Source organism: Neptuniibacter sp. QD72_48, assembly GCF_047778065.1.
Classification (GTDB): Bacteria; Pseudomonadota; Gammaproteobacteria; order Pseudomonadales; family Balneatricaceae; genus Neptuniibacter.
In genome coordinates this window covers 2,770,511-2,797,033 of sequence record NZ_CP180547.1, presented here as the reverse complement: position 1 = coordinate 2,797,033, position 26,523 = coordinate 2,770,511, and the positions used below count along the sequence as shown (strand labels likewise).

At 43.2% G+C, this 26,523-nt stretch carries 25 protein-coding genes; 19 read left to right on the top strand and 6 right to left on the bottom strand.

The genetic code is table 11. The features are described 5' to 3' along the window. Window positions 1–69: 69 nt before the first annotated feature. Window positions 70–837 (bottom strand): SDR family oxidoreductase, encoded by a 768-nt coding sequence (locus tag ACMXYX_RS12615; protein ID WP_415896708.1) that lies wholly within the window; start codon window positions 835–837, stop codon window positions 70–72. Between the two features lie 450 nt (window positions 838–1,287). Here ACMXYX_RS12615 and ACMXYX_RS12610 point away from each other — a divergent pair, with 450 nt between their 5' ends. From ACMXYX_RS12610 to ACMXYX_RS12570, 9 genes are all read left to right on the top strand, one after another. Next, the gene (locus ACMXYX_RS12610; RefSeq protein WP_415896707.1) at window positions 1,288–1,791 is read left to right on the top strand and encodes an FxsA family protein; all 504 of its coding nucleotides are present in this window, start codon (window positions 1,288–1,290) and stop codon (window positions 1,789–1,791) included. Between the two features lie 150 nt (window positions 1,792–1,941). Further along, window positions 1,942–2,229: a co-chaperone GroES gene (locus ACMXYX_RS12605; RefSeq protein WP_415881976.1), complete on the top strand. Its 288-nt coding sequence runs from the start codon at window positions 1,942–1,944 to the stop codon at window positions 2,227–2,229. A gap of 64 nt (window positions 2,230–2,293) precedes the next feature. After that, a complete protein-coding gene (groL, locus tag ACMXYX_RS12600; RefSeq protein WP_415896706.1) occupies window positions 2,294–3,943 on the top strand; it encodes a chaperonin GroEL in 1,650 nt (549 codons plus the stop codon). Between the two features lie 107 nt (window positions 3,944–4,050). After that, window positions 4,051–4,914, top strand: a complete 864-nt coding sequence (locus ACMXYX_RS12595) for a hypothetical protein (protein WP_415892204.1) — start codon at window positions 4,051–4,053, stop codon at window positions 4,912–4,914. A 104-nt stretch (window positions 4,915–5,018) separates the two neighbouring features. Next, window positions 5,019–5,579, top strand: a complete 561-nt coding sequence (gene thpR, locus ACMXYX_RS12590; protein WP_415892203.1) for an RNA 2',3'-cyclic phosphodiesterase — start codon at window positions 5,019–5,021, stop codon at window positions 5,577–5,579. A gap of 52 nt (window positions 5,580–5,631) precedes the next feature. Next, complete coding sequence (yegQ, locus tag ACMXYX_RS12585) at window positions 5,632–6,990, top strand: tRNA 5-hydroxyuridine modification protein YegQ (RefSeq protein WP_415892202.1); 1,359 nt, start codon at window positions 5,632–5,634, stop codon at window positions 6,988–6,990. 5 nt (window positions 6,991–6,995) lie between these two features. Then, window positions 6,996–7,844, top strand: a complete 849-nt coding sequence (locus ACMXYX_RS12580) for a prenyltransferase (protein ID WP_415892201.1) — start codon at window positions 6,996–6,998, stop codon at window positions 7,842–7,844. Window positions 7,845–8,079: 235 nt separating this feature from the next. After that, on the top strand, window positions 8,080–9,585 hold the full coding sequence (locus tag ACMXYX_RS12575; RefSeq protein WP_415896705.1) for a fumarate hydratase: 1,506 nt from the start codon (window positions 8,080–8,082) through the stop codon (window positions 9,583–9,585). Between the two features lie 239 nt (window positions 9,586–9,824). Next, on the top strand, window positions 9,825–10,208 hold the full coding sequence (locus tag ACMXYX_RS12570; protein WP_415896704.1) for a c-type cytochrome: 384 nt from the start codon (window positions 9,825–9,827) through the stop codon (window positions 10,206–10,208). A gap of 89 nt (window positions 10,209–10,297) precedes the next feature. On the opposite strand, the gene ACMXYX_RS12565 is transcribed toward ACMXYX_RS12570, so the two are convergent. Continuing rightward, entirely contained in the window at window positions 10,298–10,618 is a 321-nt protein-coding gene (locus tag ACMXYX_RS12565) for a hypothetical protein (RefSeq protein ID WP_415881968.1), read from the bottom strand. A gap of 151 nt (window positions 10,619–10,769) precedes the next feature. On the opposite strand from ACMXYX_RS12565, the gene ACMXYX_RS12560 reads away from it, so the two are divergent. Then, window positions 10,770–11,216 (top strand): flavodoxin, encoded by a 447-nt coding sequence (locus tag ACMXYX_RS12560; RefSeq protein ID WP_415892198.1) that lies wholly within the window; start codon window positions 10,770–10,772, stop codon window positions 11,214–11,216. Here ACMXYX_RS12560 and ACMXYX_RS12555 read toward each other — a convergent pair. The 4 genes from ACMXYX_RS12555 to ACMXYX_RS12540 form a co-directional block, all read right to left on the bottom strand. Continuing rightward, window positions 11,213–13,864 carry an EAL domain-containing protein gene (locus tag ACMXYX_RS12555; RefSeq protein ID WP_415906060.1) on the bottom strand — a complete coding sequence of 884 codons (2,652 nt, stop codon included), beginning with the start codon at window positions 13,862–13,864 and terminating at the stop codon, window positions 11,213–11,215. The genes ACMXYX_RS12560 and ACMXYX_RS12555 overlap by 4 nt on opposite strands. 325 nt (window positions 13,865–14,189) lie before the next feature. Next, entirely contained in the window at window positions 14,190–14,765 is a 576-nt protein-coding gene (locus tag ACMXYX_RS12550; RefSeq protein ID WP_415896702.1) for an alpha-ketoglutarate-dependent dioxygenase AlkB family protein, read from the bottom strand. Between the two features lie 2 nt (window positions 14,766–14,767). After that, on the bottom strand, window positions 14,768–15,646 hold the full coding sequence (locus ACMXYX_RS12545) for a ribose-phosphate pyrophosphokinase (protein ID WP_415906059.1): 879 nt from the start codon (window positions 15,644–15,646) through the stop codon (window positions 14,768–14,770). Between the two features lies 1 nt (window position 15,647). Then, the gene (locus tag ACMXYX_RS12540) at window positions 15,648–17,168 is read right to left on the bottom strand and encodes a thymidine phosphorylase family protein (RefSeq protein ID WP_415906058.1); all 1,521 of its coding nucleotides are present in this window, start codon (window positions 17,166–17,168) and stop codon (window positions 15,648–15,650) included. A 108-nt stretch (window positions 17,169–17,276) separates the two neighbouring features. On the opposite strand from ACMXYX_RS12540, the gene ACMXYX_RS12535 reads away from it, so the two are divergent. From ACMXYX_RS12535 to ACMXYX_RS12495, 9 genes are all read left to right on the top strand, one after another. Next, window positions 17,277–17,612 carry a 4a-hydroxytetrahydrobiopterin dehydratase gene (locus ACMXYX_RS12535; RefSeq protein WP_415906057.1) on the top strand — a complete coding sequence of 112 codons (336 nt, stop codon included), beginning with the start codon at window positions 17,277–17,279 and terminating at the stop codon, window positions 17,610–17,612. A gap of 112 nt (window positions 17,613–17,724) precedes the next feature. Beyond that, the gene (purU, locus tag ACMXYX_RS12530) at window positions 17,725–18,579 is read left to right on the top strand and encodes a formyltetrahydrofolate deformylase (protein ID WP_415888885.1); all 855 of its coding nucleotides are present in this window, start codon (window positions 17,725–17,727) and stop codon (window positions 18,577–18,579) included. A 256-nt stretch (window positions 18,580–18,835) separates the two neighbouring features. After that, complete coding sequence (locus ACMXYX_RS12525; protein WP_415881960.1) at window positions 18,836–19,243, top strand: CBS domain-containing protein; 408 nt, start codon at window positions 18,836–18,838, stop codon at window positions 19,241–19,243. A 102-nt stretch (window positions 19,244–19,345) separates the two neighbouring features. After that, window positions 19,346–20,383, top strand: coding sequence for a DnaT-like ssDNA-binding domain-containing protein (locus ACMXYX_RS12520; RefSeq protein WP_415881959.1), 1,038 nt, complete (start codon window positions 19,346–19,348; stop codon window positions 20,381–20,383). Continuing rightward, the gene (locus ACMXYX_RS12515) at window positions 20,301–21,101 is read left to right on the top strand and encodes a replication protein P (protein ID WP_415885397.1); all 801 of its coding nucleotides are present in this window, start codon (window positions 20,301–20,303) and stop codon (window positions 21,099–21,101) included. The genes ACMXYX_RS12520 and ACMXYX_RS12515 overlap by 83 nt, the downstream gene beginning before the upstream one ends. Window positions 21,102–21,354: 253 nt before the next feature. Beyond that, the gene (locus ACMXYX_RS12510; RefSeq protein ID WP_415896698.1) at window positions 21,355–23,370 is read left to right on the top strand and encodes a TonB-dependent receptor plug domain-containing protein; all 2,016 of its coding nucleotides are present in this window, start codon (window positions 21,355–21,357) and stop codon (window positions 23,368–23,370) included. 1 nt (window position 23,371) lies between these two features. Further along, window positions 23,372–23,941: a YfiR family protein gene (locus tag ACMXYX_RS12505; RefSeq protein WP_415896697.1), complete on the top strand. Its 570-nt coding sequence runs from the start codon at window positions 23,372–23,374 to the stop codon at window positions 23,939–23,941. Beyond that, complete coding sequence (locus ACMXYX_RS12500; protein ID WP_415896696.1) at window positions 23,941–26,031, top strand: putative bifunctional diguanylate cyclase/phosphodiesterase; 2,091 nt, start codon at window positions 23,941–23,943, stop codon at window positions 26,029–26,031. The genes ACMXYX_RS12505 and ACMXYX_RS12500 overlap by 1 nt, the downstream gene beginning before the upstream one ends. A 58-nt stretch (window positions 26,032–26,089) precedes the next feature. Further along, window positions 26,090–26,452, top strand: a complete 363-nt coding sequence (locus ACMXYX_RS12495; RefSeq protein WP_415896695.1) for a DUF3833 family protein — start codon at window positions 26,090–26,092, stop codon at window positions 26,450–26,452. Window positions 26,453–26,523 lie beyond the last annotated feature (71 nt).

The following is a 26,523-nucleotide window of genomic DNA, read 5'->3' as shown; positions in this document are numbered from 1 at the left end:
GTACTTTAAAAGCAATCAACAGGCATAAAAAAACCGGCGAAAGCCGGTTTTTTTATGGAGCTAAGAAGATTAAACGCGTAGGCCGCCGTCAACTTCGAAGCAACGACCGCTAATGTAATCATTCTCAAGAATGAAAGTAACAGTCTTAGCGATTTCTTCTGGCTTACCAAGACGCTTAGCTGGAATGCCAGAAGCAATCTTTTCTAGAGCTTCTGGTTTCATGCTCATAACCATCTCAGTACCGATGTAACCTGGAGCGATGGATGCAGCACGGATGCCGTAGCGAGCTAGCTCTTTAGACCAAGTAACAGCCATAGCTTCTACGCCAGCTTTAGTAGCTGTGTAGTTAGTCTGACCCATGTTACCTGAACGAGAGATAGAAGAGATGTTTACGATACAACCTGGAACGCCTAAGTCGATCATGTGAGCCGTAGCTTCACGAGCGCATAGGAATGTACCAGTTAGGTTAACATCCATTACCAAGTTCCACTGGTCCATAGACATCTTCTTAACAACTTTGCCAGTTTCGCGATCAACTTTCATGAATAGACCGTCGCGAGTGATACCAGCATTGTTAACTAGGCCGTGTAGCGTACCGAAATCAGCTACTACGTCATTGAATAGTTTTTCTACTTCGTCTTCTTTAGCTACGTTGCAGATGTAAGCGCGAGCTTCAACGCCTTTTTCCATGCAAAGGCCAACAGTCGTATCTAGATCTTCTTGGCTTAGGTCAGCTAGAGCAAGTTTTGCGCCCTGTTCAGCTAGTTCAAGTGCCATTGAACGACCAAGACCACGGCCACCACCAGTTACAACAATTACTTTATCTTTGAGTTCCATTTTAGGATTACCTTACTTCGGTTTGACTCTTTTATTGTGCGTTGCGTCATTGTGCAGAATTTAAACTTATCCCGCTTTCGCAAAAAAGTCTACTCGTTGCTCCATGGATTCATTTATCAATAAGTTTAATATACTCATGGCCGGTATTTTTTTGTTTTTTTGCAGATGCTAACTCTATGTTTTTAAATAGAAATTTCGCAGTGCAAAATGTATAAGTACTTTGGTATTGGTTTTTTTTTAGACGATTTTTTAGCGCGAAAAGCGTGAAAATATGACGAAAAATTCTGGTTTAGGGTTGAATTTTTTTGGTCTGGCCATAAAAAGAAAAGAGTGTGTTTAGTAAAAAAATCAAGTTCTATGCACGTTTAATTTTAGGCAGGTAGGACCTGTTTAGAAGCTCTATAATGAGTCCTATTCTTATAGAGCTATCGATTATTTTAGAGGCAATAAATGAAGTTTCTTTTTCTGCTGTTCATCATTATCCCCATTGTTGAAATCACCGTCCTAATAAATGTAGGTGAGGCGATTGGGGCGTGGAACACAGTTGGCTTAGTACTGTTGTCTGCATTTATAGGCGTAAATATGTTGCGCTACCAAGGCCTATCTACACTGGCTCGGGCGCAGCAGCGTGCGCAGAATGGTGAGATTCCAGGCCAAGAGATGGTTGAAGGTATCGTGTTAGCGGTTGGTGGTGCTCTTTTAGTTACACCGGGTTTTGTTACTGACGTGATTGGTTTTAGTTGCTTGCTTCCTTTCACGCGCAAAGCGTTTGCTAAAGCATTATTTAGTCGCTTCAGTGTTATAGCTATGCAGCAGCAACATCAAAGCTCAGCACAATTTTATGCGAATGACCCTTTTCAACATCAATCGCAGACGCATCAGAACCATGAGCAACAAGACCGTAATATCCGTTCAAATGATGTGATTGACGGTGAGTTTGAGCGCAAGGATTAATTTCTAGGCAAAAAAGTTGTTGGCTAGCGTTGAATTCATTTTTTATGCCCCAACCTAGCATTTCAAAGGGGAAAGCAACTTAAGTTTGTTTGTCCCGATTCCAAACAAATATGTTTATTTTGGTCAGATAAAGATCAGGAGAAAGAACAGATGAAAATTCGTCCACTTCACGACCGTGTAGTTGTTCGTCGTAACGAAGAAGAAGCTACAACTGCAAGCGGCATCGTACTGCCAGGTTCTGCACAGGAAAAACCAAACCAAGGTAAAGTTATTGCTGTGGGTGAAGGTCGTCTTCTGGAAAATGGTGAGCGTCAAGCGCTGACTGTTCAGGTTGGGGATACAGTATTGTTTGGTGGCTACGCTAACACTGTGAAAGTTGACGGTGAAGAGCTACTAATTCTTAGCGAAGGCGAAATTTACGGTGTATTGGAAGACTAATCTTCCGATTGAACTTTTCGCTTTATCTAATTGTTTTAAGAATTTGATTACAGGATTTTAGAAAATGGCTAAAGACGTACTATTTGGTAACGATGCTCGTCAACGCATGCTAGACGGCGTAAACATCCTAGCAGACGCAGTTAAAACTACTTTGGGCCCTAAAGGCCGTAACGTTGTTCTAGATAAGTCTTTCGGTGCTCCTACTGTAACTAAAGACGGTGTATCTGTTGCGAAAGAGATCGAGCTTGAAGACAAATTCGAAAACATGGGCGCACAGATGGTTAAAGAAGTAGCGTCTCAAGCAAACGATGTTGCAGGTGACGGTACTACGACTGCAACTGTACTAGCACAAGCAATCGTTAACGAAGGTCTTAAGTCTGTTGCTGCAGGCATGAACCCAATGGATCTGAAGCGCGGTATCGACAAAGCAGCGGCTGCAGTTGTTGCGCAGATCCAAGGTATGTCTGTTCCTTGTGCTGATAACAAAGCGATTGCACAGGTTGGTACTATCTCTGCTAATGCTGATGCACAGGTTGGTGAGATCATTGCTGAAGCGATGGGCAAAGTAGGTAAAGAAGGCGTTATCACTGTAGAAGAAGGTACAGCACTAGAGAATGAATTGGATGTTGTTGAAGGCATGCAATTCGATCGCGGTTACCTATCTCCTTACTTCATCAACAACCAAGACAACATGTCTGCTGAAGTTGAGCAGCCATTCATCCTGCTTGCTGACAAGAAAATCTCTAACATCCGTGAACTACTGCCAATCCTTGAGCACGTAGCTAAAGCATCTCGTCCTCTTCTAATCATCGCTGAAGATGTAGAAGGCGAAGCGCTAGCAACGCTAGTAGTTAACAACATGCGCGGTATCGTTAAAGTTGCTGCAGTTAAAGCCCCTGGTTTCGGTGATCGTCGTAAAGCGATGCTAGAAGATATCGCTATCCTTACTGGCGGTACTGTGATCTCTGAAGAAGTAGGTCTAACGCTAGAAGAAGCGACGCTTGAGCAGCTAGGTCAAGCTAAGCGCGTTTCTATCACTAAAGAAAACACAACAATCGTTGATGGTATCGGCGCTGCTGACAACATCGAAGCACGTGTTAACCAGATCCGTGCACAAATGGAAGAAACATCTTCTGACTACGACCGTGAAAAACTGCAAGAGCGTGTAGCTAAGCTTGCAGGCGGTGTTGCTGTAATCAAAGTAGGTGCAGCAACTGAAGTTGAGATGAAAGAGAAGAAAGCTCGTGTAGAAGACGCTCTTCACGCAACGCGTGCTGCAGTAGAAGAAGGTGTAGTACCTGGTGGTGGTGTTGCTCTGATCCGCGCGATGGATCAAGTTAAAGAACTACAAGGTGATAACCACGATCAGTCTGTAGGTATCGAGCTTGCATTCCGTGCACTAGAAGCTCCACTACGCCAGATCGTTGGTAATGCGGGCGAAGAAGGCTCAGTAATCGTGTCTAACATCCGTGAGAAAGGCGAAGGTAACTTCGGTTATAACGCAGCTTCCGGTGAATACGGCGACATGATTGAAATGGGTATCCTAGACCCAGCTAAAGTTACTCGTTCAGCACTACAAGCGGCTGCATCTGTTGCGGGTCTTATGATCACAACTGAAGCAATGATTGCTGATAAGCCTGCTGAAGGTGGCGCACCTGGCATGCCTGATATGGGCGGCATGGGCGGTATGGGCGGTATGGGCGGCATGATGTAATCATCCCCCTCGCTTATTTAAGCTTTAAAGAGCCCTGCATTTTTGCGGGGCTTTTTTTTTCCGCGTAAAATAGCGGGAATTTCAATTTAGTTAGTATATGGATAGCCATGAACCGCGACGACGATAATATTGAAGTACCGAATTTTGGGCCTGCCGATCCTGCTGGTGAAAACCGCTCAGCACCTTCAGCTATGCGACCTCGATCTGGTGATGCACCAGCCCCTGCGTCAGCGCCAGCCTCATCAGGTGGTGGTGTGGTTCAATCCGTAGTGATGGTTGTTTTAGTTGTTGCGGTGTCTGTGCTTGGCTACTTTGGTTTTGAGATGTATCAATCTCAACAAGCGACGTTTGAAAAAGCTCAGGAACAGATTGTTCAATTAGAAGCTTTGTTGAAAGAAGCAGAGCAGGGCGCGGCTGAATCGGGTGAAGAGCTGCAGGGCAATGTTTCCTCGTTAGAGTCTGTTTTAAAGCAGAAAGATAAACAGTTAGATTCTGAAATTGCTAAGTTGTGGGATATTGCCCACAAAAAGAATAAGCCACTGATTGAGAAGCAGGCAAAAGAGCTAGCAGCTTTAAAGAAAACCCTTCAGGCGCAAGAAAAAACGGTTAAGTCTCTAAAATCTCAGGTTGCTCAGCAGAAAAAAACGCTGGCGAGTGTTTCTGGTTTAAAGAAAACAGTGAATGCAGAAGTAGCTAAACTGACGAAGCTGACGTCGCGCGTTGAATCTGAAATGCGCACCACAAATGAGCTGGCGAAAGAACAGATGGATGATCTTTTGAAAGCGCAGCGTACTTTAACTGATCGTCTTGCTAAGGTAGAAGGCAAAAGCAATGCTGATCTAGAACGTAAAGTGAAAGTGAACGAGCAGGCTATCCGTGCCTTTGACGGTACGCGTCGTCAGTTAAATCAGGATCTCTTGCAGGTGCGTCAGAAGCTAAATAATATGCAATTGCTGCTTGAACAACGCTAGAGCGGCTTAAATGATCTTAGATTCTGCTTTCAGGGTTTGCCAACGGGTCATCTTGAAGGCAGAATACGCTATTCCTCAAAAAAATAGGGATATAGTAAGCCTCTATGAACATCCGTGCTTTTTTTGCACTGACGCTACCTGATTCTGTTGTACGTTGGTTGGCTGATCACGCTGATACATTATGCGAGTTTGACCGCAAAACAGAAATCAATTGGGTGGATTCCGATCGCTATCATCTTACCTTGTGTTTCTTAGGTGATATCAATCTTAATCAGGTTGAAGAATTGGAGAAATGTGCTCGCGAGAAATTGGCTGACTTTAGCTCCTTTCAGGTACATATCAACAAAGCGGAATATTACAAAGTTAACAAAAAGTTAGCTTTAGTTGCTGCTTTACCTGATCTGCATGAGGAATTGCAGGTGCTGCATGAGTTGATGATCAATGTGGCAACTGAGGCGGGCCTTAACTATGAGGAAGATGATTTCAAACCTCATGTGACCTTAGGCCGTTTGCCAGGAAAAAATACGTTTAAAGCACCAAAAGAGTGGCCCGCGCTGGATATGTACAGTTTGGCTGATTCGGTGGTGCTATTTCAAAGTAAGCTGGGTGAAGATGGCTCTATCTACACGCCGCTGTTTGAGATTCCTTTAAAAGATCTGGCTTAACAGATCTTTTAACTTTTAATTCATACCTTTATTAACTAGTCCCTTCATAACTATGCTAAATCCAGAACTATTGTCCCCTGCAGGGACTTTGAAAAATATGAAATATGCATTTGCTTACGGTGCAGATGCTGTTTATGCCGGTCAGCCTCGTTACAGCCTACGTGTGCGTAACAATGACTTTAATATGGATAACCTAGCAGAAGGGATCGATCTGGCTCACCAGTTAGGTAAGAAGTTCTTCCTAGCAAGTAACATCCTGCCTCATAACAGTAAGCTTAAAACATACATCGATGACTTGCGCCCAGTGATTGCGATGGGACCCGATGCATTGATTATGTCTGATCCAGGCTTGATCTATCTAGTGAAAGAGCATTTCCCTGATGTGCCGATTCACCTGTCTGTTCAGGCGAATACCATGAACTGGGCCGCGGTTAAGTTCTGGCACTCCATGGGGGTTGAGCGTGTAATCCTATCTCGCGAGCTATCTCTTGATGAAGTAGAAGAGATCAAGCAGCGTTGCCCTGAGATGGAGATTGAAGTCTTTGTTCACGGTGCGCTTTGTATCGCTTATTCGGGTCGTTGCCTGTTATCTGGCTACATTAACAAGCGTGATCCAAACCAAGGTACCTGTACCAATAGTTGCCGCTGGAAATACGATGCTCATGAAGCAAAAGTCGATGAATCTGGGGATGTGGTACCCGTAGAACAGTTTGATCCAAATGCCCAAGAGCCAAAACCTGCATTGGGTGAAGGTAAGCCAACGGATCAGATCTTCCTTCTTCAGGAAGAGACTCGCCCAGGTGAGTACATGCCTGCTTTTGAAGATGAGCATGGTACTTACATTATGAACTCTAAAGATTTGCGTGCGATTCAACACGTACATCGTTTAGCTGAAATTGGTGTTGATTCCCTTAAGATCGAGGGCCGAACTAAATCACACTACTATGTGGCGCGTACTGCACAGACTTATCGTAAAGCGATTGATGATGCAGTCGCAGGTCGCCCATTTGATATGAGTTTGATGGATGAGCTGGAAAACCTAGCGAGCCGTGGTTATACAGAAGGCTTCTACCGTCGTCACGTTCATGATGAGTATCAGAACTACGAAACAGGTAACTCTGTAGGCGTACACCAGCAGTTTGTGGGTGAAGTGCTTGGTTATGCAGATGGCATGCTTGAGATTGATGTACGAAACCGCTTCCTTAAAGGCGATACACTTGAGCTAATGACGCCTCAAGGTAATCACAAGTTTAAACTTGATGAGATGATCGATAAGAAAGGCAAGTCTGCTGATGTTGCGCCAGGCTCTGGCCATGTCATGAAGATTCCTATGAATCTGAATGCTGATCCAGAATACGCATTGCTGATGCGTGATCTACCAAACGCACCTGAGTACAGCAGTCAGAAGTAAATGCGATGATCGCCGAGAAGTACCTGTTTAGGCATGCGTTGAGGCCGTTTTCATTCAGCGTGGCTTTGATTGTTTGTCTAACAGGTATTTTGAGTGCATATCGCGAAGGCTTTGGCGATCCTTTACTCGCGAGTTTAATCCTAATGGCGGGTTTGCTTTTGCAAGCTGGGGTTAATCTAATTAATGACTACGCCGACCTTTCTCAGCCCAATCTTCAACTCTCTTCAGCTTCACAACAGCAGATCCGTTTTAATTTTAATCTGGGTTTAGGCTGTATTCTCTTTGCGGCTGTCATCGCTTGTTACCTCATTGCTGTATCTGGGATGTTACTTCTGCTGTTCTCAGTTATCGGAATAATAGGAGCGCTTGGTTATACGATGGAGCCGATAAACTACAAGCGTCGCGGTTTAGCGGTGTTTTTGGTGTTTTGGTTGATGGGTGTTCTGATGGTAAGCGGTGCTTACTATGTGCTGGCCAAAGAACTATCGCATTCGGCCCTTTTGATCTCTATCCCTGTGTCTCTGTTTGTCTCGCTACTTCTGCTGAGTAATGAACTACGTGATTTTGAAGAGGATAAAGCAGCAGGGATAAAGACGTTAACGGTGAAGATTGGCTACGCTCGTGCCTCTCAACTTTATAAAGCTCTACTGATCTGTATATACCTAGGCTGCTTGGCTTTGAGTATCAACGGATCTATACCTTTTGCGCTGGTGATATTGTTATCCATTCCCTTTGTGATCAAGCCATTAAAGCTATTGGCTTTAGATAAAGGGTCGCGCCAACCAATCACCAAAGCGACAGGGCGCTCCTTTTTGATCTTTGGCATTTGTTACTGCTCTGCGCTCCTTTTTTGAGGTCAGATAAATACGCTATCACACCTTGTTTCTACATTAAGTAGTAAAAAAGATTGTGTGAGTACTACCAATGCCCGACACCTTATTGCGGTACTTTTGGTGTATACTCCCTTTCCAGTAAAAACTCTCCTTTAAGAGAGAGTAAATGGGTATGAGTCAGGCGTGTTTGCACTAAGCATGGTTGAGTTTTAACTCCCTGATCCTTTATGACAAGAAGCTTTACTGGAGTCTCCGAATGAGCGTAATCCGCCAAGACGATTTCATCAGCAGCGTTGCTGATGCATTGCAGTTTATCTCTTACTACCATCCGCTTGATTTTGTTCAAGGCGTACACGAAGCCTACCTGAAGGAAGAAAACCCAGCGGCTAAAGACGCAATGGCGCAGATCCTTATCAACTCCCGTATGTGTGCTGAAGGTAAGCGACCTCTATGTCAGGACACAGGTATCGTTACAGTATTTCTGAAAGTAGGTATGAACGTAACTTGGGATGCTGAAATGAATGTAACTGACATGGTGAACGAAGGTGTTCGTCGTGCATACATGCATCCTGATAATGTTCTACGTGCATCTATTCTTGCTGACCCAGCAGGTAAGCGTCAGAACACAAAAGATAATACGCCAGCGGTAATTCACTATGAAATTGTTGATGGTGATGAAGTAGAAGTTCACGTTGCTGCTAAAGGCGGCGGTTCTGAAAACAAATCTAAAATGGTTATGCTTAACCCATCTGACAGCATCGTTGATTGGATTGTTAAAACCGTACCAACAATGGGTGCGGGCTGGTGCCCACCTGGCATGCTAGGTATAGGTATTGGTGGTACTGCTGAGAAAGCTGCAGTAATGGCAAAAGAATCCCTAATGGATCCAATCGACATTCACGAGCTACGTGAGCGTGGCCCGCAAAACCGTGTTGAAGAACTACGTCTAGAAATCATGGATGCAGTTAATGAACTAGGTATAGGTGCTCAGGGTCTAGGTGGTTTGACCACTGTTCTTGATATCAAAATCAAGGATTACCCAACACACGCAGCTTCACTGCCTGTTTGCATGATCCCTAACTGTGCAGCGACTCGCCACACTCACTTTACATTGAACGGTAGTGGCCCAGCGGTTCTAACACCACCAAGCTTGGATGATTGGCCAGATGTTACATTCGAAGTGGGTTCCAACACACGTCGTGTAAATCTTGATGAGATCACTCCAGAAGCAGTTAAAGAGTGGAAAGTAGGCGAAACGATTCTGTTGAACGGTAAAATGTTGACAGGTCGTGATGCAGCGCACAAGAAAATGGTAGAGATGCTAAATAATGGCGAAGAGCTACCAGTTGATCTTAAAGGCCGCTTCATCTACTACGTAGGCCCTGTTGATCCAGTACGTGACGAAGTTGTAGGTCCTGCTGGCCCAACAACGTCTACGCGTATGGATAAATTCACTCGTCAGGTTATCGAAAGCACAGGCCTTCTGGGCATGATTGGTAAGTCTGAGCGTGGTCCTGTTGCAATTGACGCAATTAAAGACAACGAAGCTGTTTACCTAATGGCTGTGGGTGGTGCTGCTTACCTAGTATCTAAAGCGATCACTAACGCTGAAGTACTTGCATTCCCTGAAATGGGCATGGAAGCAATCTACGAGTTTGAAGTTAAGGATATGCCTGTAACTGTAGCTGTAGATACTTCAGGTGAGTCTGTTCACACAACAGGCCCAGCTAAGTGGAAAGAGATTATAGCTAAACAATCTTAATCAGCATTTAGCATTGTGATAAAAACGCAGCTTCGGCTGCGTTTTTTTTGTGCATGAAATATAGGTAATTAACTGTTTTTGCTAAATAAGTTGTCACTATATTAATTTTTATTGATCTAGGTTCGTATGTTGGGTCTGTTTTATAAATATGTGAATAAAAAACTGAGCAAGATCAATTTTTGTGCGCTGCAGCAGGAGTAGAGTGTTTGTAAAAGAAGTATTCATTTAGGGGAAAATGAATGATGAAAACTAAAATGATTTCTGCACTTGCTGTGAGCCTATCTGTATCTCTATCTTCTGTTGCGATCGCTGATGATGAAGCGATGATGCAGGCTGCGGGTAAAGAGATTTTTAACAAGTGCACATCTTGTCACTCACTAGATACAAGTAAAAATGCTTTCGGTCCTAGTTTGATCGGTGTTTTTGGCCGTAAAGCAGCAGCACTTCCACGCTTTGCATACTCTGATGCACTAAAAAATTCTGATATCACTTGGAATGAAGAAAACTTGCGTAAGTGGGTAGCGGGCAACGATCAATTCGTACCAGGTACTCGTATGCGTCACGTTGAGATTACTGACAAAGCTGAGCAGGATTACCTGATCGCTTACCTTAAAACACTTTAATTAGCTGTTTTAATACCTGCTACAGTTAATCGAGAATGCCGCAAGCCACCACTCCTTGCGGCATTTTTTGTTGATATAACGTTTTACTGTTAAGAGGCCTCAAGCACTTTCTTCTGCTCTGCTAGGTAGCGAGGCATAGGGCCAGCGTCCTCATATATCTCTTCGCCATCTTCAATTCTGATCACCTTACTTCCTTGAATGTAGGGCATTTTAGCTTCTAACTCATTTAACGCCTCATGTATTAAGGTGGCGACAACATCGTCCTTTGATAGTTTATACATGCTGGCTAAGGCTTCGAGCTTGACCGAATCGCTCTTATAGATGGAAAGCTGTTCTTCCTTGCGACCGTTAACTTTGCGCGCGCGTCCTTCCCATTCATCAAGTAATTTAGAAAGACTTTCGTTACCCATAGCTTATCCCCTCCGATAAACAGATCTACCCTTTAAGTGTAGGAGTCAGCTTGGTTATTGCCAGAAAATCGGTGAGAATGACGAATATAATTATCTATCCACCATTAAAATGATTTAACTGCATCGATCAGTATGCAAAGCAGGTTTATAAATGGCAGTAATTAAGGTTGTAGTAGGTTCGGTCTACGGTAATGCGCTTGATGTCGCGGAGATGTGCTCACAAAAGTTAACTGAGCTGCAACACTCAGTAGAGCTATTACGTAATCCGGAAATCACTCAGGTTGTAATACCGGAAACAGAAGTGATTTTAATCTGTACCTCAACAACAGGGCAGGGCGAAATTCCAGATAATCTGCTGTCTTTCTATGACGAGTTACAAGATCAATTACCGCAGATGCCTACGGTCAAATATGGCGTAATTGCTTTAGGTGATAGTTCCTACGATACCTTTGCTGAAGCTGGCTATTTGATGGATAGTTTAATGCAGCAGCTGCAGGCACAAAAAATTGGGGATAACTTAGTGATTGATGCTTGTGAAACCATGGCTCCACTTGAAGAAGCAGAACCATGGTTAATAGAGTGGGTTAAAGGACTTTAACTGTATTCGACTTCTTGAATTCGCTCTTGGGCGAGTAATAATTCAGTAAACTGTTCCTGTCGGATCGGTTTGCTGAATAAGAAGCCTTGGAGCTGATCGCAGCCTTCTTTCTCCAAAAAGGCCCTTTGCGCAGGTGTTTCAACACCTTCAGCACAGACTTTCAGATCTAGGGTGTGGCCTAATAGAATAACCGCTTTGGCAATGGCTTCATCATCTGGGTCACTTGGGATATCCCTTACCAAGGATTGATCAATTTTGACTTTAGTAATGGGTAGTTGCTTTAGGTAACGAAGCGAAGAGTAACCTGTTCCGAAGTCATCCAAAGCGAGATGAACACCTTGTTGCCTCAACGCTTGGAAAGTCGCCGTTGCTTCCTTTTCATGTTCTAGTAGAAAGGTCTCTAGTATTTCCAGCTCTAACATATCTGCCGGGATTTCGTATTTGTACAGCAGCGTTTGAACTTCTGACGGAAGATCCTGTTTGGTGATCTGGTCACTTGCCAAATTGACTGCTAAACGGAAGTTATTTAGTCCAGCCTCTCTCCAGAGAGAAAGTTGTGCACAGGCTTCTTCTAATACCCAGTTACCCATCTTTGTTAGTAAGCCAATTTCTTCGGCAATTGATAGAAATTGTCCCGGCGGCATAAGGCCCATTTCAGGATGTTCCCAACGGATCAAAGCCTCAGCGCCAATGATTTTTTCTCCGGTCGCATCCATCTGCGGCTGGTAGAACAGTACAAATTGTTTTTCAGCTACGGCTTTACGCAGTTCGGGTTCGAGCTTTATCCACTCTTCAACGGTTTCTGATAGCTCAGGTTGAAAGAAGGCGTAATTATTTCGACCTGAATCTTTAGCCTGATTAAGCGCGATATCTGCATTTTTAGTGACTGTATCTGAATCATCACCATGATCAGGGGAGAGAGCAACGCCTATGCTTGCTGTGGTGAAATAGTCTTTACCATCCAGTTGGAAAGGCTGCTCCATCGCTTCGACGATAGCATCAGCAATCGTTGCTGCATCGGCTGCGTGTTCTAATTCTTCTAGTAAGATGGCGAATTCATCTCCACCAATACGTGCAAGCGTGTCGCGAGTGCTTAATGTCTTACTTAAACGCTCTGTTACTTGTAACAGCAGTTGATCGCCATATTTATGACCAAGGCTGTCATTAATATGTTTAAAGCGGTCTAGATCTAACTGCAGCATGGCAATCTTTTCGTTAGATTCCCTGTGGGTCAGAGCATGCTCTAGCCGAGCCCCAAACAACAAACGGTTAGGTAGGTTAGTTAGCGGATCGTGGTGTGCTAGATGAGAGAGCTTTTCTTCAGAGGCTTTGATATTACTAATATCGGCATTCACACTGACAAAGTGAGTGAGCTTGTGAGTTTCTGGATCGTGAACCGCATTAATGCTTACCCAATGTGGAGCTACTTCACCATTTTTTCGGCGGTTCCATATTTCACCTTGCCAGTGACCCTCTTCAGCAAGCGAAGCCCACATATTTTGGAAGAAATCTTGATCGTGTCGTGGTGATTTAAGCAGAGAAGGGCTTTTACCAATCAGCTCTTCGCGACTGTACCCACTCAGATCAGAATAGGCGCGATTGACATCAATAATCTTATTGTTGCAGTCGGTGATCATGATCCCTTCGTTGGTGCTCGAAAAGGCGATACCGGCTAAACGTAGTTGCTCGATAGATGCTTTTTCAGGTGTTATATCCAGTAAAACCCCGTTCCAAAGCGAAGGGTCGAGTTTATTGGATGTATCAGGTAAAGATGAGCCGCGAATCCAGCGAAGGTCACCATTACGGTGAAAAACTCGAAATTCATGAGACCAGGGCAGTTTATGCTGGCTAGTGTGAATAATACTTGCCCACAAGCTTGGTTGATCTTCAGGGTGTACTTGTTTCCAAAACTGGCGGAAGTCTTCTGTTGCTTCTTTTGCAGTGACACCGGAAATTTGCTCTATCCCTGGGCCGATGTAGATAAATTCTTGCTTGAGATCAGACGTTAATCGATATTGGTAGACAACACCGGGCATCGCTTTGGTGATGTTCTGCAAAAGGTTTTCTGAATGTTCCAAGTACTGTTGAGCCTTTAGCCTCTTGAGTGCAATACTAATGATATTTGCGGCTGCTTCTAAAAGCTGGTGATGAAATGCAGTCGGTGTTCGTGGTTTGGGGCTAGATATAGCGATGCTGCCCGCAACATGTTCAGAATCAATGCGGATTGGGTAGGACCAACAGGCTTTGATTTCTAATTCTTGGCCGACATCTCGGAAATTTTGCCAGCAGTCGTCCTGTTCGATGTCAGAAACATAAACGGGGCTCCCCGTATACACTGCTGTACCGCAGGACCCAGCCTTTGGGCTCGGGACTAAACCATTTAGTAGTGCTAGAGATTTTTGAGGAATACTAGGGGCGCAGACAACGGACAGGTGTCGATTGTTACTATCCAACAGCATGATTGAAGCGATACTATCCGCGACACAGTTTTCAATAAACTGACAAACCGACGTAAAGATGGAGTCGGGTTGTGTGTCTAAAACGATCTCTTCAAGTACTTGGTTCTGCAAACGCAGAATTGTATTTAGCTCTTCTGCGCTAGTTTGACCCTGTTTTACAGCGTCTTTTTCAGGTGCATCGATGTGCATTTGTATGTCTTAATTATTCTTATATTTTTTGTTGGCTGCACGAACTGAATAGGGCGATTCCTTGTCATTTTTATGCAGAACAGCCTCACCCGACTGCGACGACAATGAAATAAAAACCTATCAAAATATGGCGCTTAAGTTTCGTCCAGCTAACTTATTTTTATTACTGAGGCAAACCCATATTAAATATCGGGTAAATTGCCCGGCTCTACTCAAGTGCGCGGCAGTATAACTTACTGTAGTTAAATGAGTTAGTCTTTATATCAAATATTAGTGAATATGTTATTTATACCAGATTATTCCACTGCTAATCTTTTGATTTATATTAAATTTTCATTTCACGGAAGGTTAGGTTTATACGAGGGGAAATTATTTTTTTCGTTTTGGGGACACTGTGTTGCCAGTGTTTTTGCACTTGATCGCCCATCCATAATAGCGATCCGGAGGCTAAGCAAAGTTCGTGGCGTTGATCGGTGGCCGATTTTAATAGAAAACGTCGACTACTGCCTAGCGACACACTGGCTATTTTGGGGTTATCTCCTAATTCTGGTTCATTATCCCTATGCCAACCCATACTATCATTACCATCGCGATACAGATTTATGAGCACGGCGTTGAATGAGGTTTCTGTGTATTCTTCGACGCGCTTTTTAATCTCCGCAACAACGGGGTGCCAAGGGTTTTCTGCCAAGGTTAAACCGGAATAGGTATAGGTGATGCCAGAATCAGCCATAAAGGCTTGTAAGCGCGGAATAGAAACCCATTTACCAAACATTCGGATCTTGTCTTGTTGCCAAGATACCTCTTCATATAGTGAGGTGTAAAAATACTCGGCTTCGTTTGGATTTATAAATGTAGGATCAAGCCAACAGTCCAGATCATCGGCAACATAGTTTTTCACATTTAGATCCACTTCAGCATGGCTTGGCTCAACGCATGACTAATATCAATATCATTACTTGTGTGAGGCACACTGTTACAGGTAATGATCTTGGCTTTTATAGCGAGTTCATTAAAGTCTTCATCAGAAAACAGACCATGCACTCCGATACAGGTAGGGGACTTTAACCCAAGCTGATGCAGGTGGGTAATTGTTTCTAACATGGTTTTACCGCTTGAAATAATATCGTCTACCAACACGGGAGTATGATCTATCCACTGTTCGATTTCAGGCACTGACACTTCGACAGAGTAATCCCCATGACGAACTTTTTCTAATACTTGAAAAGGTGCTTTGGATAAATGTGCTACTTCGCTCACCCATTGCTCGCTTTCACTATCAGGGCCAATAAGAAGAGGTTTTGCAATATGTTGATTTATCCAATCGGCAATCATGGGTGCTGCATGTACTACGGAGCTTTTTAAACTGTAGATCTCATCTAAGGAGTTATAACGGTGTAGATGGGGATCTAGCGTGACTAACCAATCGAACTGCTCTGAGAGTAGATGCGCAAAAGGTCGTGATGAAACCGCTTCCCCAGGGTGAAAGGCTTTGTCTTGGCGCATATAAGCGAGGTAAGGGGTTACTAACCCAATGCGAGACGCTCCTAAGGATTTCAGTGTATGGGTTAGAAAAATGAGTTTGAGTATTTTGTCATCGGGGTGGTGTAAGTTACAAAGCACAATAACCGAGCGATGTTGGCACTCGCTTAAGATACGCAGATAGCTTTCGCCGTCAGGGAAGTTGCGCAGATCTAACTTACCGACTTCTGCATCGACCTCAATCGCCAGGGCTTGAGCAAGGTCGTGGTCACTTTCTAAATTGAATAGAATAGGCTGCATTTTATGAAGGCTCCCTTCCAGCAATAATCTGGATAATATCCGAATGATCTTCTAAATAATCGACGGCGTAACTTAGCTCGCCTGAGCTTTCCGCATGGATAGTTAGCAGAGGTTGATTCAGATCGATTTTATCACCGAGCTTACAATGCATATCTACTCCTGCCGCTAAGTCGGCTGGCGCTCCGGCTAATTTGGCTACTTTAGCGAGCTTACGGTTATTAATTTGATCAACGATGCCTGTTGTCTGGGCAATTAATTCATAACGGTAGGGCGCAATTGGTGGTGTTTTAAGACCCCCCTGAGCTTTACAGATCGCCTGAAACTTCTCCCAAGCCGCCCCAGACTCCAAAATCCTAAGGGCTTGTTTATAACCTTCGCCCTCTGGCAAATCATTGATCAGATCTAACATGGCGCCTGCAACTTCTGCGGCACGCTGCCGTAAGTCTGTGGGCATATCTTTCTTGTTTTGTAGCACTGATAAAATATCCCGTGCTTCAAGAGCCGGCCCGATGCCTCGACCTATAGGCTGAGATCCATCGGTTAGTAGTGTATGTACCGTTAGCCCGAGAGTGCTGGCGACTGCTTTAAAGTTATCCGCAAGCGCTTGAGCAGACTCTTGGCTTCTAACTTTAGCGGTTTCGCCGACCGGAATATCAATCACAACGTGAGTAGCACCCGCGGCAATTTTTTTAGAGAGCACTGAGGCAATCAGTTGACCTTCACTGTCGATATCTAAAGCACGCTCCACTTGGATTAGCAGATCATCAGATGGGGAGAGTCGCACTGATCCTCCCCAAGCTAGGCAGCCGCCTTCTTGTTCAACTACCGAGCGCATCTGCTCTAGGCTCAAGCTGACATTAGTTAAAGTCTCCATGGTATCGGCAGTCCCGGCAGGAGAGGTAATGGCCCGTGAAGATGTTTTCGGCATGGTTAATCCGGCAGCTGCTAGAATCGAAACAATAATGGGGGTTGTGCGATTACCGGGCAAACCGCCAACACAGTGTTTATCCACAACCTGAGGCAAGCCCCATTCGATTTGGCTGCCAGAATCGACCATTGCGCGGGTTAGATCGGTGATCTCTCGGATACTTAGTTTGTCTGATCCACAGGCCGTAATAAACGCAGCTAGGTGCACATCGGCATAGCGCCCTGCGACAATATCATCGATGATTTCACGCAGTTGTTCTTGGCTGAGTTCGCTACCAAATACTTTAGCGCGCAGATAGGAGAGGGATTGCACGGGTTTAGGGTGAGATAACCAAACAGAATTCCCCTCTCTCAGCTCCATTCTTTTCCAAGCAGATTCGGAAAAGCCGATCTCACCGGGCATTAAAAGGTTGCTTGTTACCATATTGAGGGTAGCGATCAGGTGTTTTCGTTCCGTCCGAACCATCACCCGAGAGAGGGCAGAAAAACCCTCAGAGCGGCAAACTGGACTATCATGACGAAGGTAGATCGTGGGTTCTTGATGCGTATCTAACCCAAGTCGGCAAGCGCTTAAAGGGGCCATAGGTTCTGACATCTTTGATATTCCCTTTTCCCAGTATCACTTACAGTATATGAGTGATTAAGCGGATGGAAAACCTTGTTGATATAGAACGATGGAATAGTGATTTTATGAGGTGACATGATGGATTTAGCTACAGAAGCTTGTGAAAGCTGCCATAAAGATAGCCAAGCCCTAACAGGTGTTGAAATAGAAGTGCTCCTCCAATCGTTACCTAATTGGCAGGTGATTCAATTAGAAGGTGTTCCGACTCTGCAACGTAATTACAAATTTGCAAACTTTGTCGAAGCGTTAGCTTTTACCAACAAGGTTGGGGAACTTGCAGAAGCACGAAATCATCATCCTGATATTTTGACAGCTTGGGGGCGTGTTCAACTGACGTGGTATACCCATGCTATATCAGGGTTACACCGTAATGATTTCCGCTGCGCAGCTGCATCTGATCAGTTATTTGGTTAAGTAAAGCCAATAATCATTGTTTTAGGGCAAGATTACTTAGCTAGGCAATTCCACCGGAGAAATAACTACTGTTAGAATGAAGCTTCACATTTTCTTGCGGAGCTTTACGTAAATGGAACGTAGATTCAGGCTGGTTTTGGCGTGTCCCGATAGAGTGGGCATTGTGGCGATGGTAAGTAACTTTATCTCTAGTCATGGTGGCTCGATTTCTGACGCAAACCAACACTCTGATAGCACAACCGGTTGGTTCTTTATGCGAGTAGAGATCAGTGCGGCAACGTTGCCTTTCTCCCTTGAAGAATTAAAGTCGGCTTTCGCGCCGATCGCGCAATCCTTCAATATGGATTGGGATATTACAGACTCCGCTACCCCTAAGCGTGTGATATTGATGGCGAGTCGAGAAGCACATTGTCTTGCTGATCTTCTCTATCGTTATCATGAAGGCGAATTAGACTGTGAGATTCCTTGTGTTATCTCCAATCACGACGATCTGCGCAGCATGGTTGAATGGCATAATATTCCTTTCCATCACGTGCCTGTGGATAAAGAGAATAAACAGCCTCATTTTGAGGAAGTGAGCCGTTTAATCCGCGAACACTCTGCGGAAACGGTCGTGCTTGCGCGTTACATGCAGATCTTACCGTCGGATATCTGTGCTGAATATGCTCATCGCATCATTAATATCCACCACAGTTTCTTACCGTCTTTTGCCGGTGCAAAGCCATACCATCAAGCCCATGAGCGTGGTGTAAAACTGATTGGTGCAACCTGTCACTATGTGACTGAAGAGCTAGATGCAGGCCCGATCATTGATCAGGACGTTGTGCGTATCAGCCACCGTGATCTACCAGAAGATATGGTGCGTTTAGGGCGTGATGTGGAAAAAACAGTGTTATCTCGCGGTTTACGTTGGCACTTAGAAGATAAGATCTTAGTGCAGGGTAATAAAACGGTTGTTTTCAATTAATTATTTTAATTGCGCAAAAATCAAAAAAACTGCTTAGGGGTCATAAGTTGGCTCTTCTCCCTACAAGGTATTAGCCCGTTGCGCGTTAACCTATTCTCATCGGGCTTAACCTTGATCTGATCGCTTGCGAGTTGCCACTGTTAGGTGTACACATAGAGGTAGCCCGGTTGAAAATTCACCGGTTTACCTTGTTTGGGTGGTTTGGCAGGTCGATGTTTCCAGACCTGTTAAAGCTGCCGGCCATGGAGGAATGGTAATGCTAAGATCCGTAAAAGCTCAGGATTACATGTGTGAAGACTTAATCACCTTTACCCCTGAAACCGATCTTTTTGATGCGATAAATCAGCTACTCGAATACCGAATCACAGGCGCGCCTGTAGTCGATAAAAATGGCAAACTCATTGGCTTAATGTCAGAAGTTGACTGTCTAAAAGCGATCCTGACTTTAACCTACCACGAAGAAGAGATGGGTGGCCTTGTCGGTACTTACATGTCGGAAGAGGTTTACACCATTAATCATGATGCCGACATCATAAAAGTGGCGGAAGAATTTATTAATAACAAACGTCGTCGTTTACCAGTAGTAAAAGATGGTAAACTGATCGGCCAGATTAGTCGTCGGGATGTATTACGCGCAGTAGAACGTTTTGCTCAGGATGGCTAATCACGTTTGATGGTCACAAGCCGCGGCTCATCACTGCGGCTTTTTTGTTTATGGTATTCGGTTAACGAAATGCCAAATCTGTTTAGGTAAGATTACATATTCATGAGTTATGTTTTTTCTGAAACACCTATCTTGCTATACCCATCCTTAGTCAAGGAGGTAGGTGTTGAAGCGGCTGTATTGTTGACGCTCTATCATCAAAGGGTAGAACGTCTCCAAAATGTAACGGATACAGACCAAGCGCCAGAACTTATATTTTCTCGTGAACAATGGCTTGCGTTAGGTGAGTTTTGGGACGAAGAGCGATTGGCTCAATTAACCAGCGAATTAGTCAGTGCAAACATCATTGATGCCGCATTCGCTAATGATGGTCGTGTAAGAATCCGCTTTGTTGTTGAAGAGCAAGTCTCTGAAGTAACCTTTGATGAAGTGCCTGAAGGCGATGTTGAGATTGTAAGCCGGTTACCGGTTATGGAAACGATTCCGACACAGGTTGAAGAACTGCCTGTAGAGGTTGAGCAATCTGAGCCGAGTTATGCACAATCGAATTATAACCAGCAAAATCACCCACAAACTCAACCTGCACAATCAGGCTATCCACAGGATCAGTATCCAGAGATGAAGGATACGCCGTACTATCCTGATCAAGCGCCAGCAGTGCAGCCACAGAATATCCCTAACCCTGGTCCTGCTCCGACCTTTGGTGGCAGCATAGGTTGGGCGAGAAAAGCACAGCAGGTTAATAATGGCCGCTCTGATGAGTTACAAGTGTGTTTTAATAAACAAGAGCAGCGTAAAAAACAGCTTCAAGGAATGGAGCTGAATTGGCAACCGTCCGACAATTTTTATGCGTTGCTTCCGCGGCATAATATATCGCCACAATTTGCACAAACATGTTTGGATGAATTTGTGCTTTACTGGTTAGATAAAGACCGTAAAGAAACCAACTGGGATCAGAAATTCCTAGCTTGGGTAAAAAGGGAGTGGATTAACAAGCAAACTAGGGATGGACGTCAACAACGTATAAATAACGAACAACAAGGCAAAGGTTTCAGCCATGAAAACCCCCGCAGAGATACTCGCGAAAAACGACAACGGGTTACCGCAGCAATCATGGACATCAAGGACACCGACTGGTAACCAAGAGCAGGGAACAAAAACTGCTCAGCGAGAGCTAACAGTCGAAGTCAAAACGCTGGTTAATATGATATTTGCGCGTTTTATGGCGATCTATGGCCATAAATTTAAGAGCTGTTTTGAGACCCAAGACGAAATCCGTATCGCAAAACGTGAATGGGCACTTAGCCTTGGTGGCTATACCGAACACGAGCTGGTGGCTGCAATTGATTATTGCAAAGAGCACAGCGCATGGATGCCGACGATTTCCGAGTTTCTTGATGTACTTCGTACCCAAACTGGGGATCATGGTTTACCCGCAACGAAGCATGCTTATGAAGAAGCGTGCCTAAATGCGGATAAAGCTTCGACACACAAATGGACCCATCCAGCGATCTACCATGCCGGTAAAGCAACGGGTTGGTTTCGTTTGCGCACAGAAGCTGAAGTCGATGTTTTTCCAGACTTTCGCTACAACTATGATGTAATCAGTCGGAGAGTACGAGCAGGAGAGCAACTCGATCTACCTGTTGCAGTAGCCTTACCTGATAAAAGTGATAACACGCTGTTTGCGTTTATCCAAAGCTGGGGTGAAGAGCATAATCTGAAACCTGAAATCGCTAGTAAATGGCTGTTCTACCTGACTAAACCTAAAGGCACGATGGTGCGTAAGCGCTTTCAGCAACAAGCCCAAGTAGAAGCAAACGCGATGGGAATTACCTTGCCAGATGATTATCAATAAAGTAACCCTGATCAGACTTTAAAAAGCAGTTCATTAGAACTGCTTTTTTGTGTTTGATTAATGTTCTAAAGCGTACTGATTTTTGTAGTTTTTTATTGTTTTTTAATAAGAGTTATTTGAAAAGTAATTAGCCTTTGGACCTAAGGGCTGAAAACATTATCGCTAGATTATTATCTTGTTTTTCTTATGTTTAAATTAGGCTTAACTGCTACACTTAAAGCTACTTTAGATGTTTCGTTTTAGGGGAAGGCGAATGGATTTACGTAAGGCTAATGTTCCGGTTTTTATGAGTGGAACAGGTGTATGTTTAGCTAGTTTTATTTCTATTTTATCCTCAAACCTTTTTGCAGCTGATCTTTCTAATTTGTCAATAACCTCTCTTGAGGATCTTTTAAACCAAGAAGTTACTTCGGTTTCTAAGAAACAAGAAAATTTATATACCGCTCCTGCTGCAGTGTACGTTATCACCGCTGAAGATATACGTCGACGTGGTGTTACTAATATACCAGAAGCTTTAGCAATGGCACCTGGGCTCTTAGTGAGATCGATTGACGGAAATAAATGGTCGATTGGTGCAAGAGGGTTTTCTGGCATTTATTCGAATAAGCTTCTCGTTCAAATAGACGGTCGAAGTATATATACCCCAACATTTTCCGGGGTTTATTGGGGGCAGCATAATATCCCAATACATGAAGTGGATAGGATCGAGGTTATTAGGGGTTCCGGTGCAACCTTATGGGGTGCGAATGCTGTTAATGGCATTATCAATATTATCACTAAGCATTCATCAGATTCTCAAGGGGGGCGCTTCCAAGCCTCGATAGGAAATGAAATAGAGGGAAGTGCTAGTGCTCGTTTTGGCGGCCAAGTAAACGAAGATGCATTTTTCCGTATAAATGCCCAAATGTCCAACAGGGATGATAATAGTCTGTCTGGCAGTTCGGGTTATTCTCATGATGCTAGTAAAGATAAAAGCTTTGCATTTCGCTTAGATGGATCAGCAGATGATGTTCATTCATGGGAGCTATCTGGTGGATATCACGATAATAAGCAAAAGCAAACACTATCAGTTTTAAACCTTCCCCCACCTGTTTTTTCTAATAGGGATGTAGAAGATGAAGTAGATATGCAGGCATTGTACTTGAACGGACAGTGGCAGTATCAGCATGAAATGGGTGGGCAAAGTCAGTTTCAGATTTTCATAGATAACTATGAACGCGAAGAGCTATTTTTGGCACAAGAGGTGACCACGTTTGATTTAGATTATCAACTCACTTTGCCTGTTTGGGGGAAGCATAATGTAATCATGGGCGTGGGGTACCGGAATATAGATGCTGATTATACAAATTCTTACGCAGTGGGAGTTTTACCTTCAGAAGTTAATCTTGATCTCTTTAGTGCTTTTATTCAGGATGAATATTCGCTTGTTCCGAATAAGTTATCCCTTACTTTAGGATCAAAATTTGAAAACCATGAATACACAGGATGGGAAATTCAGCCGAATATTCGATTGGGTTACACTCCTGCGCCGGGGCATTTTTCGTGGGCTTCTATTTCTCGTGCGGTTAGGACTCCATCTATTGCAGAAAGGGGAAGCCTTATACAAGGAGGTATTACTGTACCGATTTCAACATGGGTACAAGGAAACCCCGAAATAGATTCTGAAAAAGTTACTAGCTATGAATTAGGTTACCGTTACTTTTCAAGTAACCAATATACGGTAGATTTGTCATTTTTTTATAATGACTATGACAACTATCTCTCATTTGAACAGATTAATCCTATAGTTTTCCAGATGGATAATAAGCTATCAGGAAAATCTTATGGTATGGAGCTTTCAACTGTATGGCAGCCAATGGCAAATTGGCAGTTAGCTGCCAGTTATAGTTACGTTGATGTAGATATGCTTGCTGATTTGGATGGTATGGATCCGTTGAGTGAAAGTGTATTAAACGAAGCATTTGCTAAGAATATGGTGAAATTGCACTCAGCTTGGGATATTAATCAGGCTTGGTCGTTGGATGCATGGCTTTATTATATAGATGAGGTGCCAGTACCAAGTAACTTTGCTCTTTTCGAAGGTATAAGTATAGATGATGCGCTTACTTCGCACTTCAGGTTAGCTTGGAGAGCCTCGAAAGATATTGAGCTGTCGCTGACTGCAAAGAATGCTTTTGGCAGTAATTCAATCGAATCAGTTGGGGAAACTTTTTCCGCGCCAGCCGAGATCGACCGCTCAGCTACTTTATCAGTAGTTTGGGATTTCTAACTTGTTGTTTGCAGTAAAAATGTGGTTTGGGGAAGTTAAGAGTAAAATATGGATTACTTTAAGCCTCATTGTGGCTGTGTTTCTATTGCCTTCTAAAAGCTTTGCTCTATCTGAAGAGGAGTTGCAATTAGCTCTTTTATTGAAAGTGTCTCAATTTACAATATGGGAAAATAGGCAAGATCAGGAGTTTCTATTCTGTCTATACAGAGGCAAAGAGTACCAGCCTATTGTGTCTTCGATAAAGTCGATGCCTACAGTAGGTGAGCTACCTGTAAAATTTGTTTTTTTAAAACAAAACTCATTAGTACATAGTATTCAACAATGTCATATCCTTTTTGTCACTGAGCTTTCGGCCGTTGAGACAAAGCAGATATTACGACGCTCTACTTTCTCTTCAACCCTTACTGTTAGTATATTGAATGGCTTTGCAGATATAGGCGGTATGATTGAGTTAGTAAAGCTGGACAATCGTTATACATTTCGCATTAACTTATCACCTGTAAAAAAATCTGGCATTAGCATTTCTTCTTCTTTGCTTGAGATTTCTACAGTTATAAAAGGAGAAAAGTAATGTTTTTCTCCTTAAAAAAGCAATCTTTGAGCTTGGCCGAAAAAATCAAACGTATGGTATTTATTACCAGTGTTACCGTACTGCTGGTGGCTTCTGTTTGTTTCATGGCATTGGAGTGGTCGGTTGCACGTCAGAGTTTGGTTGACCGTATTTCTTTAATGTCTGAATTAGTTGCGGAGCATTTGACCGCATCAGTTAGTTTTGGTGACCAAGCTACAGCTAAACGATTTTTAAACTCATTTAGAAACAATCCAGAAATTGAATATGCACTAGTTGTTGGCGAGGATAATAAAATATTTGCTAGTTATCTGGCCCGAAACGCTATACTACCTGACAAACTTACTCGTCCATCTAAACCTGATCATAGAAATGAATTAACTTATCGGTTTTCTTTACAGTATTTCTATCTGTGGCAAATAATTGAGTTGAATAATCAACCCATTGGCACTTTATATATCACGGTCTCCCTGAAAGATTATTGGACTCAATTATTATCGTATTTAATGTCTATGTTAGTGGTTATAGGCATCTTGATCTTGCTTTTACAAAGAGTAGCGAAAAGGTTTAAGCAAAGCATCTCAGGACCCATAGATACCATTTTAGAAAGAATGATAGCAGTGCAAAATAGAGGAGATTATTCTGTCAGGTTGGATGTGAATCGATCTGATGAGCTTGGTGACATCATGTCTCAATTTAATAATATGGTTGCCAAGATCGAGTCACGAGACCAACAGTTAGTCGAAAAGAATCAAGAGATTGAAAAGCACGCGTTTTATGATCCGTTAACAGGTTTACCAAATCGCAGATTGCTAGCCGAGCAATTAAAGCACGAGATTAGAGCTGCTCACAGAACGAAGCAATATGGTGCGGTTTTCTATATTGATCTTGATAATTTTAAAACGATTAATGATTCCTTAGGGCATGATTCTGGAGATAAATTATTATGGGCTGTTGCTGATCGTATCAGACGTGACCTACGTGAAAGTGATATATGTGCCCGAATTGGTGGTGATGAATTTATTGCAGTGTTACCAGACCTAGGTGAATGTGCTCATTCAGCAGCAGAACACGCTTTATCGATTGCTGAACAACTTAGATCTGTGTTAACCAGCGCTGTGCAGGTGAACGAACGTTTTGTTCATACTTCAGCGAGTATCGGTATAAGTCTCTTTAATAGTCAAACTGAATCAGCACAAGAGCTGCTTAAACAGTCTGATATGGCTATGTATGCGGCTAAGGATTCTGGGCGAAACTGTAGTTACTTCTTTTCCGAAGAGATGCAAGAAGATGCGATAAACCGTCTGAATTTAGAAGAAGAATTAAGAGAGGCGTTGAAAGAACCACAAGATAATTTTGAGCTATTCTATCAGGCTCAGGTGAATGAAAACGGTGAATGTGTAGGTGCCGAAGCTTTAATACGTTGGCATCATCCTTTACGGGGCTTGGTTCCTCCAGGCGTTTTCATTCCACTAGCAGAGAAAACTGGACTTATTGTTCCTTTAGGTAATTGGATTATCGACTCTGCCTGTAAGCAATTAGCGCTTTGGCAAAAACAAGGGAATACATTCACAGTGGCTATTAACGTTAGTTCGAATCAGTTCTTAGATATAACATTCTCAGAATACGTTAAAAATACACTGGCGCTTTATAATGTCATGCCAGGAACACTAGAAATAGAAATAACAGAAAGCATTATTCTAGATGATAAAAACAAAGCGGTTGCAAAAATGGCTGAACTGCGGGATCTAGGATTAACTTTTTCAATAGATGATTTTGGTACGGGGTATTCTTCTCTTCAATATCTGACGACATTGCCTATATCAAAATTAAAAATAGACCAATCTTTTGTGCGTCAACTTCATAGTGATGATAACGATGCAGCGGTCGTTAAAACTATTATCTTAATGACAAAAAATCTTGGCCTGAAGGTATTAGCAGAAGGTGTCGAGCACAAGGACGAATACGATTTTCTACTTGAAAATGGATGCGGACTTTTTCAGGGATATCTTTTTTCTAAACCTATAGATATCCAAGCATTTGAACAAGCTTACTTTACAAACAAGAGCAGTATTTCATCCTTAAGTCATTAGTTAAAAGCTCTGAGTTCTTTACTAGGGAAATGTCTAGAATTTTGGGGTCTTACCAGAAGTGATTCGCCATTTTAATGCCGATATTAAAGCTTATTGGCAAGAGGGTGTTGGAGTACTGGAAGAAAACTTCATTTTTGATGATGGTGAAAAACAACGCCGGGTTTGGACGCTGACACCTGATGGTTCGGGAAACTACATTGCCGAAGCGAATGATGTGGTTGTGCCTGCAAACGCGCTGGTCAGTGGCAATGCGTTGTTTATGCAATATGTTCTTAGAGCGCCTTATAAAGATGGCACTATCGATCTGACCATAGATGACAGAATGTATCTGGTATCACCGTCAGTAATTGTGAACGAGTCAAAGATGAAGAAATTTGGTATTTCGGTTGGGCAGGTGCTGCTAACGATTGTTAAAAAATAGGTTGATGTAGGTTTTTACGTTGAAGGTACCGGGGCGATTACATAATGCTTGCCCCGATACTTATGGAATTT